General features: G+C 53.9%; 11 protein-coding genes. 10 read left to right on the top strand and 1 reads right to left on the bottom strand.

Annotated elements, in window-relative coordinates:
* Positions 1 to 7: 7 nt before the first annotated feature.
* The 9 genes from AAIE03_RS17800 (at position 8) to AAIE03_RS17760 (ending at position 9,529) form a co-directional block, all read left to right on the top strand.
* The gene (locus AAIE03_RS17800; protein ID WP_041930942.1) at positions 8 to 670 is read left to right on the top strand and encodes an OmpA family lipoprotein; all 663 of its coding nucleotides are present in this window, start codon (positions 8 to 10) and stop codon (positions 668 to 670) included.
* Positions 671 to 830: 160 nt separating this feature from the next.
* Entirely contained in the window at positions 831 to 1,814 is a 984-nt protein-coding gene (locus AAIE03_RS17795; RefSeq protein WP_014594955.1) for a LacI family DNA-binding transcriptional regulator, read from the top strand.
* A gap of 68 nt (positions 1,815 to 1,882) precedes the next feature.
* Complete coding sequence (locus AAIE03_RS17790; RefSeq protein ID WP_013023981.1) at positions 1,883 to 2,908, top strand: LacI family DNA-binding transcriptional regulator; 1,026 nt, start codon at positions 1,883 to 1,885, stop codon at positions 2,906 to 2,908.
* A 137-nt stretch (positions 2,909 to 3,045) separates the two neighbouring features.
* The gene (locus AAIE03_RS17785; protein ID WP_498563108.1) at positions 3,046 to 3,795 is read left to right on the top strand and encodes a sugar phosphate isomerase/epimerase family protein; all 750 of its coding nucleotides are present in this window, start codon (positions 3,046 to 3,048) and stop codon (positions 3,793 to 3,795) included.
* Positions 3,796 to 3,804: 9 nt separating this feature from the next.
* Positions 3,805 to 4,758, top strand: coding sequence for a sugar kinase (locus tag AAIE03_RS17780; protein ID WP_013023983.1), 954 nt, complete (start codon positions 3,805 to 3,807; stop codon positions 4,756 to 4,758).
* A gap of 33 nt (positions 4,759 to 4,791) precedes the next feature.
* Positions 4,792 to 6,072 (top strand): MFS transporter, encoded by a 1,281-nt coding sequence (locus tag AAIE03_RS17775; RefSeq protein ID WP_013023984.1) that lies wholly within the window; start codon positions 4,792 to 4,794, stop codon positions 6,070 to 6,072.
* A gap of 71 nt (positions 6,073 to 6,143) precedes the next feature.
* Positions 6,144 to 7,118, top strand: coding sequence for a glyoxylate/hydroxypyruvate reductase GhrB (gene ghrB, locus AAIE03_RS17770; protein ID WP_013023985.1), 975 nt, complete (start codon positions 6,144 to 6,146; stop codon positions 7,116 to 7,118).
* Positions 7,119 to 7,199: 81 nt separating this feature from the next.
* Positions 7,200 to 8,450 (top strand): valine--pyruvate transaminase, encoded by a 1,251-nt coding sequence (locus tag AAIE03_RS17765; protein ID WP_013023986.1) that lies wholly within the window; start codon positions 7,200 to 7,202, stop codon positions 8,448 to 8,450.
* Positions 8,451 to 8,617: 167 nt separating this feature from the next.
* Entirely contained in the window at positions 8,618 to 9,529 is a 912-nt protein-coding gene (locus AAIE03_RS17760; protein WP_013023987.1) for an O-acetylserine/cysteine exporter, read from the top strand.
* Between the two features lie 57 nt (positions 9,530 to 9,586).
* Here AAIE03_RS17760 and AAIE03_RS17755 read toward each other — a convergent pair whose 3' ends face one another.
* Complete coding sequence (locus tag AAIE03_RS17755; RefSeq protein WP_498563107.1) at positions 9,587 to 10,525, bottom strand: amidohydrolase family protein; 939 nt, start codon at positions 10,523 to 10,525, stop codon at positions 9,587 to 9,589.
* A 518-nt stretch (positions 10,526 to 11,043) separates the two neighbouring features.
* Here AAIE03_RS17755 and AAIE03_RS17750 point away from each other — a divergent pair.
* On the top strand, positions 11,044 to 11,958 hold the full coding sequence (locus tag AAIE03_RS17750) for an Rpn family recombination-promoting nuclease/putative transposase (protein WP_498563106.1): 915 nt from the start codon (positions 11,044 to 11,046) through the stop codon (positions 11,956 to 11,958).
* Positions 11,959 to 12,034: the final 76 nt, after the last annotated feature.

Here is a 12,034-nt window from a genome sequence, read left to right as displayed (position 1 = left end):
ACAAATAATGCAGAAAAAGTTAATTGCTCTCACCCTGCTGTTGAGCGGTAGTTTGGTGGTATCAGGTTGTACAACTAATCCTTATACCGGTGAGTCTCAGGCGGGAAAATCCGGTGTAGGCGCAGGTTTGGGCGCATTAGTGGGTGCTGGCGTTGGCGTGCTTTCCTCTTCGAAGAAAGATCGGGGCAAAGGTGCGTTAATCGGTGCAGCAAGCGGCGCGGCGTTAGGCGGCGGCGTGGGCTATTACATGGATGTTCAGGAAGCGAAGCTGCGTGACAAAATGAAGGGAACCGGCGTTAGCGTTACGCGTCAGGGCGATAACATCGTGCTGAATATGCCGAACAATGTGACCTTTGATTCCAGTAGCAGCAGCCTGAAACCGGCGGGCGCTAATACGCTGACCGGCGTCGCTATGGTGCTAAAAGAGTATCCTAAAACCGCCGTGAATGTCGTGGGACACACGGACAGCACCGGCTCGCGTGCTTTAAATATGCGTCTGTCGCAGCAGCGTGCAGAGAGTGTGGCCAGTGCGCTGATCGTTCAGGGTGTAGCCAGCGACCGCTTGCATACCCGGGGGGCAGGTCCAGACAGTCCAGTTGCAACCAACAGCACTGAAGCCGGTAAGGCGCAGAACCGCCGCGTTGAAATCACGCTCAGTCCGTTAAATTGATCATCTCGCCCCCGTTGTCGGGGGCAAAGTCAGACTCGCTGTCCTTTTTTCGACGGCTTTTGGTAATAAAATGGGTAAGGTTTCCAGTTGGGAACCTGCGCACGGTGCCTGTCAACGCTTTATGCCAGAATGGTTCAAATTGAACAATGGATAACGCATCATGTCACTCAAAGCCATTGCGTCAGTACTGGGTCTCTCCGTTACCACAGTGAGCCGGGCACTCAACGGCTATGATGATGTGGCAAAGCAAACGCGGCAGCGCGTGGAAGAAGAAGCGCAGCGGCGCGGCTACCGTCCCAACGTTGCAGCGCGACGGTTGAAAACCGGCCGTGCCAATGCGGTTGGCCTGGTTTATCCAATGACCACACCCGCTTTCAACGATACGCACTTTAACAAGATATTACTGGCGCTCGATCAGCGTCTTTCCAAACACGATATCGATCTCGTGTTGTTAACAGATAAACCGCATGACGGGCAGCGTTCACTGATTCGCATGCTGCGCAGCCGGGCAGTGGATGCCATTGTTGTTACGCACACGTCACCTCATGACGCGCGCCTGCTCAGCCTGCAGCAGAAAGGCGTGAGTTTTCTTACGCTGGGACGCAGTGATTCAGAGCAGAATCATGCCTGGTTCGACGTTGATAACGCCGCAGGTTCGGCACTGGCGGTAAAACACTGCCTGGCGCTGGGTATGCAACGCATCGCCTGGCTCGGAGGCAATACAACCTGCACCTTTGTGCGCGATCGTCGCCAGGGCTACCTCAACGCAATGGATTCCGTGCCGCCCTATGCCACGGCGGTGGTTGCGCCGTCGCGCCGGGCGGGCTATCAACAAACCACAGACTGGCTGGCACAGGGGCTGCAACCTCAGGCCATTATCACCGATTGCAGCGCCCTGGCGGAAGGCGCGCTCGTGGCCTTACAGCAGGCGGGCCGCCTGGAGGGTGATACTGCTGTTGCCTTAGTGGCATGGGATGGGCTACCGGTCGACGCCATTATCGAACATCCGGTTATCGCCATTCGGCAGGCCAGCGAGCAGCAGAGAGGCGAGCAGGTTGCGATGATGGTGATGCGGCTGCTGGAAGGAGCACCGCTGGCGGAGTTACAAGTACTGTGGCAACCCTGGCTGCAATTTCCCCAGTAACGCGAACGTTTTTGCCATGTTGTATGGCTGTGGTAGTCTCGCGGGATGCTTAATTTGCGGAATACTTTATGAAAATCAGGCCGCCTCGCGCCACTATCAGCGATGTTGCTCATGCGGCAAAAACCGGTAAAACCAGCGTCTCGCGCTATTTAAACGGCGAGCAACATCTGCTTTCTGCCGATTTAAAAATGCGCATCGAGCAGGCGATTAGCGATCTTAACTATCGGCCAAGCCAGATGGCACGTGGCCTGAAACGGGGGCGTACCCGACTCATTGGCCTGATCATCGCCGATATCACCAATCCCTATTCTGTAGACGTCATGTGTGGCATTGAAGCGGCCTGCCGTGAATGTGGCTTTACGTTACTGATGTGTAATACCAATAACGAAGTCGATCTGGAGCAACATTACCTGCAATTGCTGAGCAGCTATCAGGTTGAGGGCATTGTCGTTAACGCCGTTGGCATGCATGAAGCGGTACTGAGCCGACTACAACAGTCTTTACTGCCCATGGTGCTGATCGACCGAAAAATCCCTGATTTCCCCTGTGATGTGGTCGGGTTGAATAATGCCGAAGCGGCAGAAACGGCCACCGCCCATCTTATTGACAACGGTTATGAGTCGCTGCTGTTTCTCAGCGAACCCTTAGGCAGCGTGAATACGCGCCGGGAGCGACTGCAGGCGTTTCGGCAACGTCTTGCTGCACATCCCGCAATCGCCCATGAGAATGCGGAAGTCGCGCTGCACCAGCCCGGGATAATGGATAAGATTCTGCGCGACTTTCATCAGCGGCACGCGGGAAAACGCTGTGCGGTAATGGTAGCCAATGGCGCGCTGACCTTGCAGGTGGCTCATTCTCTGCAGCGTCTTGCCCTACGCTGGGGTAGAGATATTGGCCTGTTAGGGTTTGACGAGCTCGAATGGGCTGCGTTGGCTGGCGTCGGTATTACCACCTTAAAGCAGCCCACCTGGCAAATCGGTTATCGCGCGCTCGAACGTCTTATATCCCGTATTGAGGGGCACGACCATCCACCTTGTGAACAGGTTTTTTCAGGCGAACTCATCGTGCGCGGTTCCAGCCAACGCCTCGGCTGATTTTCAGACTCTTCCCTTCGATTACGTGCTCGCTTCGTGAGCACGATCATACTTCCGCATTTTGCTACTTTGCTTTGGAACCGGTTCCATTTAACGTTTTTATAACGTTAATGCAGATTTTCACATCAGGAGTCGTAATGAAGCCCGAAATCATCGTCGTGGCCGCCGCGTATGATCATCAACAGATTGCTGAGCTGGGCGGGCAGGCCGCGCTATTGCCCCTTATCCAGCAGGCGGGCGCCGACGGTGTGGAAATCCGCCGTGAACTGTTTGATGAGACCACGTTAGCCCATTTACCCGCGCTGGCGCAGGCAGCGCAGGTGCACCAGCTGCGCATCAGTTATTCGGTACCCGACACCTTGTTCTGTGAGGACGGCAAACTTAACCCCTTACTGGACGGTTACTTTTCCGAAGCACGTCAGTTGAATGCACAGCGGCTGAAAGTGGCGCTGGGTAACTTTACGGGCGCGCTGTACAGCGAAAAGCTACGTGGCTTGATGACAGAATATGGCGTGCCCCTGACTGTGGAAAACGATCAAACCCGCTTCGGCAAACAGCAACCGATGGTAGGGTTCTTTAAGGCCGCCGGTGAGGCGGCGCTGCCGATTACCATGACATTTGACATGGGTAACTGGTGCTGGACAGGTGAAGACCCGATCCAGGCGGCTGGTCTGCTGGCTGAGCATGTGGGTTACGTGCATGTCAAAGCGGCGGTGCCGCAGGGGACAAGCTACCGCGCCATCGCGCTGGATGATGCCGGCCCTGGCTGGCAAAGCCTGTTACACCGGTTGCCAGCAGCAGTGCCTCGCGGCATTGAGTTTCCGCTGGAAGGCGACGATTTGATTGCGGTGACGCGCCATTATGTGACGCTGCTGCGTAACGTCTGAGGAGTACATATGACTACCCATCCAAACGGCACGCTTGATGTAATCACCATCGGTGAGGCCATGGCCATGTTTGTCGCCCGTGAAACGGGCGATTTGGCCGCAGTAGACACCTTTGTGAAGCGCGCCGCTGGCGCAGAGCTGAACGTCGCTATTGGTCTGGCGCGACTGGGGCTGAAAGTGGGCTGGGTGAGCCGCGTGGGGCAGGACGCCTTTGGTCGCTTCATCTGTCAGGTGCTGGATAAGGAAAATATCGATCATCGTCAGGTGACCGTTGACCCGCGCTATCCAACCGGCTTCCAGCTGAAATCCAAAGTCGACGACGGTTCAGATCCGCTGGTGGAGTACTTTCGTAAGGGCTCCGCCGCCAGTCATCTGTCGCCAACAGATTTTGATCACGACTATTTTGGCGCTGCACGTCATCTGCACCTCAGCGGGGTTGCAGCAGCGATTTCAGACAGCTCACTTGAGCTGACAAAGCATGCTGCTAAAGAGATGCGGGCGCGAGGCAAAACGCTTTCGTTTGACCCCAATCTGCGCCCGGTACTGTGGCGCAGCGAAGGCGAAATGCGCAAGCAGCTCAATCTGTTAGCAGAATACGCAGACTGGGTACTGCCTGGCGAAAAAGAGGGCTATATCTTAACTGGCTATCGCCAGCCGCAGGATATCGCTGACTTTTATCTTGATAAGGGCGTAAAAGCGGTGATCATTAAAACCGGCTGTGAGGGTGCCTGGTACAAGACGGCCAGCGGTGAACAGGGCCAGGTGGAGGCGATGAGAGTGGATAACGTCGTCGATACTGTAGGGGCAGGGGATGGCTTTGCCGTGGGTGTGATTAGTGCGTTGCTGGAAGGGAAGCCACTGGTGCAGGCGATCCGCCGGGGTAACAAAATAGGTTCACTGGCGATTCAGGTTATTGGCGACAGCGAAGGGTTGCCGACGCGTCAGCAGTTAGGCGATGCATAGCCCAGCCCTCAAACACAGACAGAGGAGTTCCCGATGAAAACGCAGACGATCGCGCCAAAACGCTGGTGGTTCATCATGCCCATCGTGTTTATTACATACAGCCTTGCCTACCTTGACCGTGCCAATTTTAGTTTTGCCTCAGCAGCGGGCATTAACGACGATTTGGGCATCACGAAAGGCATGTCGTCACTACTGGGCGCCTTGTTCTTTCTGGGATATTTCTTTTTTCAGATACCCGGCGCGATTTATGCCGAACGCCGCAGCGTAAAAAAACTGATCTTCTGGTGCCTGATTCTGTGGGGTGGCTGCGCCTCACTGACCGGCGTAGTCAGTAATATTCCCATGCTGGCGGCCATTCGCTTTATCCTCGGCGTGGTTGAAGCGGCCGTAATGCCTGCGATGCTGATTTATATCAGTAACTGGTTTACTAAATCTGAACGCTCGCGGGCTAATACCTTTCTGATCCTGGGCAATCCGGTCACGGTATTATGGATGTCAGTGGTCTCCGGTTATCTGATTGAGGCCTTTGGCTGGCGGGAAATGTTTATTTTTGAAGGCATTCCTGCGGTTATCTGGGCCGTAGCCTGGTGGTTTATGGTGCAGGACAAACCCTCACAGGCACGCTGGATGAGTGAGGTCGAAAAAGCCGCGCTGCAGGCCGAGTTGCAAAAAGAGCAGGAAAGTATCAAGGCCGTGCGTAACTATGGGGAAGCCTTCCGTAACCGCAATGTGATCATTCTTTGTATGCAATATTTTGCCTGGAGCATTGGCGTTTACGGTTTCGTGCTGTGGCTACCTTCAATTTTGCGTAACGGTACGCAAATGGGCATGGTGGAGGCGGGCTGGTTATCGGCAGTGCCTTATCTGGCGGCGACCATTGCAATGGTGCTGGTGTCCTGGGCGTCAGACAAAACCCAAAACCGTAAGTTATTCGTCTGGCCTTTATTACTGATTGGGGCGCTGGCCTTCCTCGGCTCCTACCTGGTAGGATCGGGCAATTTCTGGCTATCCTATACGTTGTTAGTGATCGCCGGGGCTGCGATGTACGCGCCATATGGCCCCTTCTTTGCCATTATCCCGGAAATGTTGCCACGTAATGTTTCAGGTGGCGCAATGGCCCTGATTAACAGTATGGGTGCGCTGGGTTCCTTTATCGGCTCATGGATTGTGGGTTATCTGAATGGCGCGACCGGGAGTCCTTCTGCCTCCTATATCTTTATGGGAGGGGCGTTACTGCTGTCAGTGGTACTGACGCTTATCGTCAAACCTGCACAAAATAAGGCGCCGTCGCTTCATGGGGCGAAACCGGCCTGAAAGCGTAAGCGTTAGCCTCTTCTCCGGGCGACCTTAGCGTTGCCCGTCATCTATTTACAGGAAGCTATCTGATGAAACCCGCCGTCATTCTATACAAAAAATTGCCTGACGATCTGCGTGCGCGTCTTGCTGAACATGCCACGGTGACTGAAATGAAGGATCTGTCGCCAGAAAGCCAGCAGCAGCACGAAAAAGCGCTACAGGAGGCAGAAGGATTACTGGGCTCGGGCGGCAAAGTTAATCGCGATCTGTTGGCAAAAATGCCCAGACTGCGGGCCTGCTCAAGCGTGTCTGTGGGCTATGACAACTTTGATGTGGATGCGTTAAATCAACGAGGCGTGGTGCTGATGCACACGCCGACGGTGCTGACTGAAACGGTCGCCGACACCATCATGGCGCTGGTGCTCAGCAGCGCGCGCCGCATTCCGGAGCTGGATGCCTGGGTCAAGGCTGGCAACTGGCAAAAAAGCATCGGACCGGCGCATTTTGGTATTGATGTACACCACAAAACGTTGGGCATTCTGGGGATGGGCCGCATAGGCATGGCGCTGGCCCAGCGGGCGCATTTCGGTTTTGGCATGAAAATTATTTATCAGGCTCGCCGCCAGCACGCGCAGGCTGAGTCACAGTTCGCCGCAGAACGGTGTGAACTGGAAACGCTATTGAAACAGAGCGACTTTGTATGCATCAGCCTGCCGCTGACTGAAGAGACTTACCATTTGATCGGCGCGGAACAGCTGAAACTGATGAAATCCAGTGCGGTACTGATCAATGCCGGCCGTGGGCCAGTGGTGGATGAAAACGCCCTGATTGCCGCCCTGCAGGAGGGCACTATTCACGCCGCCGGGCTGGATGTCTTCGAAAAAGAGCCTTTACCCACTGACTCGCCGCTGCTGTCGTTACCGAATGTTGTGACGCTGCCGCACATTGGTTCAGCGACCCACGAAACCCGATACGGAATGATGCAGGATGCGGTTGAAAACCTGATTGCAGCCCTTAACGGCAATGTAGAGAAAAACTGCGTTAATCCGCATGTCCTGACGTAATCCCCACGGCTTTCCATTGCGCCCGCCGGGAGCGGGCGTTATGGTGGTTCTCCCATTATTCATTACAAATTTTTAACCGCTATGGCCTTTTCTCAGTTCGGCGACAAATTTACTCAGCATTCCGGCATCTCACGTCTGATGGAAGACATGGGTGCAGGCTTACGCACGCCAGGCACTATCATGCTTGGCGGTGGCAATCCCGCGCAGATTCCGGAGATGAACGACTATTTTCAGCAGTTGCTGCAGCATATGCACGATGAAGGCAAACTGAGTGAGGCCTTGTGTAATTACGATGGCCCTCGCGGCAAGGCGGTGCTGTTGGATGCGCTGGCGACGATGTTGCGAGAGCAACTGGGCTGGTCTATCACTGCACAGAACATCGCCCTGACCAACGGCAGCCAGAGCGCGTTTTTCTATCTGTTTAACCTGTTTGCAGGGCGCCGCAGTGACGGCAGCAAAAAACGCGTGCTGTTCCCTCTGGCCCCCGAATATCTGGGCTATGCCGATGCGGGTCTGGATGACGATCTGTTTATTTCGGCCAAGCCGAATATTGAGTTACTGCCGGAAGGGCAGTTTAAGTACCACGTCGATTTTGAACATTTGCCCATGAATGATGACGTCGGCCTGATTTGTGTATCACGCCCGACGAATCCAACCGGTAACGTGATTACCGATGACGAACTGCTGAAGCTGGATGTGCTGGCGCAGCAGCATGAGGTTCCGCTGCTGATCGACAATGCCTATGGCGTCCCCTTTCCGGGCATTATTTTCAGCGATGTCCGGCCTTTGTGGAACCCCAATATCATTCTCTGCATGAGCCTGTCCAAACTCGGCCTGCCTGGCGCGCGCTGCGGAATTATCATCGCTGATGAAAGTACCATCACGGCGATTAGTAACATGAACGGCATTATCAGCCTGGCACCGGGCAGTATTGGGCCCGCTATCGCCTGTGAAATGATCCAGCGTGGCGATCTGTTGCGGCTGTCTGAAGGGGTGATCAAACCCTTCTACCAGCGCAAGGTCATGGAGACGATTAACATTATTCGTCGTTATTTGCCCGCAGAACGTTGTCTGATACATAAACCCGAAGGGGCGATTTTCCTGTGGTTATGGTTCCGCGATTTGCCGATCAGCACGGAGCTGCTGTATCAACGGCTTAAGGCGCGAGGCGTACTGATGGTGCCCGGGCACTTTTTCTTCCCGGGGCTGGAACATGACTGGCCGCACACGCATCAGTGCATGCGTATGAACTACGTGCCGGATGCGGAAAATATTGAACGAGCCGTACAGATTCTTGCAGAGGAAGTGGAGCACGCCTGGCGGGACAGTTAGATCTGCTCCCGGTCTGAACACGGACAGCCCTATGTGAGGTTACCTGGTTATACGCCACGCTGCCTCAACCTGATATTGAGTGGGTGCCGAGGCCTGTTTTTGCATTATCGATAGATGCGATTGAGCTCAGCGCTATTGTGGCCTGAGAAGGGCAAAAGGAGTGTGCTGTGTCGGGAAAAGATATGCTGTTGGCCCTTTGCGTGGTGGTTGCCTGGGGCGTGAACTTTGTGGTGATCAAACTGGGCCTGCAGAATATGCCGCCCTTCCTGCTGGCCGGGCTGCGTTTTGCCCTGGTCGCCTTTCCTGCCATTTTGCTGGTGCGTCGTCCTGCCGTGCCCCTGCGCTGGATTTTACTCTACGGGATGACCATCAGCTTTGGACAGTTTGCGTTTCTGTTTTTGGCGATCAAGCTGGGCATGCCCGCAGGTCTGGCCTCGCTGGTGCTACAGGCCCAGGCGTTCTTTACGTTGCTACTCGGCGCGCTGTTCCTGGCAGAGAAACTCCGCTGGAATCATATCGCGGGCATTATTATCGCCACGCTGGGCATTTTTTTGTTGGCGACCTCAGGAATGGTGGGCCAGAGTGCGGCTGGTATTACGCTCACCACGATGATGCTTATGCTGGCAGCGGCATTCTCCTGGGGGCTGGGGAACATCACGAATAAGATCATTACGCGTCACTATCCGGTGCCGGTGATGTCGCTGGTGGTCTGGAGCGCACTGGTCCCGGTTATCCCCTTTATTGGCTGTTCGCTGCTGTTCGACGGTAAAGCCGCGATAGTCAGTAGCCTGGCGCAGATTAACCTGCAGACGGTACTGGCGCTCGTTTATCTGGCCTTTATCGCGACTATTTTGGGCTATGGCATCTGGAGTACGCTGCTTAGCCGTTATGAAACCTGGCGCGTGGCACCGCTTTCTCTGCTGGTTCCGGTTGTTGGAATCGTCAGTGCAGCCTTGTTGTTGAACGAAACGCTGTCACTCCAGCAGGTTGTCGGCGCTGCGGTCATTATTGTCGGCCTGCTGGTGAATATGTTTGGTGGCATGATCAGGCAGCGGTGGTTTATGCGCCCGCAGATCTAAAGTATCAGGCTGAGGTTGAAGGCCTCTGACGAGCATACAACCTCATTTTCTGATTGTTTATCCGTGGGCGTGATGATCAAAGCCATAGAGATCTGATGGATTATCGCGCAAAATCAACAACCTGTCCGCAGACGAAGGTGCCCAGTGCGCCAGTAAATCGAGCATAGCGGCATCATCGGGCTTATCATTTTCTGCTTTTGTCGGATGGGGCCAGTCACTTCCCCATAACAGGCGGTCTGGCCGGCGCCTGACCAGTTCCGCAGCGACCTGGCCGACATCCTCATAACCCGGTGGTCCGATGCGCGACTTGATATAGGGTCCAGACAGTTTTATCCAGGTATTACCCGCGTCAAGAAGACGGGTTAATGTCTGGAAACACGGCGCTTTTGTTCCCTCGGGTTGCGGAACATGTCCCATATGATCGATAACCAGCTTTGTCGGCAATGCTCTCAGGCGCGATGCCAGCTCAGCCAGTTTTTCACCGGGCGCAACAACCTGAATATGCCATCCCAGTGGTGCGATTCGAGAAGCAAGAGGCTCCAGACTGTCCAGAGAGGTTCCCCCTCTGCTCAAATTAAAACGGATACCACGCACGCCCTGCCGGTCCATTTCTCGTAGCTCTGCATCACTCACCGAAGCGTCGACAACGGCCACGCCCCTTGCCTGTCCACCACTCTGCCTGAGACCGTCAATTAAAAGCCGGTTATCTGTGCCGTAGGTCGAAGGTGTGACAATGACCATGCGGCGAAGTCCCAGCCGGGTTTGTAACTGGTGGTAGTCGGCAAGAGAGGCATTGGCGGGCCGTAAGCTGGCACCGGGCGCAGCAGGGTATTTATCGTTATAAAGGTGCATATGGCAGTCCACGCTGCCTTCGGGAACGTCCAATACAGGTTGTTTTTCTCCTGAGCTAAAAGGTGTGCTGCTGAGGGCGTTAAAAACCGTTAGCGCACTCAGCGCACCGCCGGCCTGTAATATAAAGCGTCGGGTTATAGCCATTAAGAGACTCCTTACATGTTGGAAAGAGTATTTAATGCATCGTCGTGTAACGTTATATTCTAATCTGTCGTTACGGTTAAGTTTATCGCTAAGCGTTTTTGGTCAGCATGATTTATAAAAATAAATTTAATCCTGTGTGAGTGTATAGGTGATGAAATGTTATAGGAAAATAAGTGATGAGAATGGCCAGGGTTGAAGGGGATGTTATTGCATGCGTGTTTTTACGTGAAGCATATAAAATGATTGGTTATCACACATGAGTGGTCATTATTTTCATTGGTAGGGCGTTTAAATATAGAAGTCGGCGCGGCATTATATTTATTAACGACAGGTCAGCAGGCATAAATATGGAACGCACTCCTCAGAAAAGATAATTAGCCTGGACAGCCCTCCGGGGAGATGAAAGTATCAATCCACCAAGGCAATGAAAGACCAAAAAAATTGCACGATTTCCTCAGCCTCAAACGTTACTTCCGGGCCGGGGAGCTGTGCTTATTATCATTCACAGGCCGGATGTGATGAAAAAAAACACTACGCCAACACCGCACGATGCGACTTTCCGGCAATTTTTAACCCAGCCCGAAATTGCCCGCGATTTTATGGATATTCATCTCCCTGAAGAGCTGCGCGCTGTTTGTGATCTCAATACGTTAAAGCTGGAGTCAGGTTCTTTTGTCGAAGCGGATCTTCGTCAATATTTTAGCGATGTGCTTTACAGCCTGAAAACCGCAGGCGGTGAGGGTTATGTTCATGTGTTGATCGAGCATCAGTCTTCACCCGATAAACATATGGCGTTCAGGCTCCTGCGCTACGCGGTAGCGGTAATGCAGCGCCATCTCGAAGCTGGCCATAAAGCCTTGCCGCTGGTGATACCCGTACTGTTTTATATGGGGAGACGCAGGCCATATCCTTATTCCACCTGTTGGCTGGATGAATTTACCCATCCCGCGCTGGCCGGTAAATTGTACAGCACCCGCTTTCCGCTGGTTGATGTCACGGTAATATCGGATGACGAAATAGCGGGCCATCGCAGTATGGCTGCGCTGACGCTGTTACAAAAGCATATCCATCAGCGCGATCTCGCCGATCTGATGGACAGGCTTGTTCCTGTGCTGCTGTCAGGTTATCTTTCATCATCACAGGTCGTATCATTGGTACATTATATCATGCAGGCGGGGGAAACCCCGGCCGTCGAGGCTTTCATTCAGGAACTCGCCCTGCGGGTGCCGCAACATGGATACGCGCTAATGACCATTGCACAGCAGCTTGAACAAAAAGGGATTCAGAAAGGCCTTGAGCAAGGTATTCAGAGAGGCCGCGATGAAGGGAAACGTGAAGTCGCGCGAACCATGCTACAGAATGGTCTCGATCTTTACACCATAATGAAAATGACAGGCCTGAGCGAGGAAGAACTGGCGCAGATTCAACACTGATTTCTGTGCAGTTGGTCGTTCAGGGCGGTTGTATTCCTGCCTTATTTAGCGCGTTCTCCTTTTTTCAGTCAGTTTC

It is taken from the genome of Pantoea sp. Ae19-2 (assembly GCF_059801205.1).
Note: the sequence above shows the minus strand (reverse complement) of the source record. Positions and strands in the feature narration are given on the sequence as shown.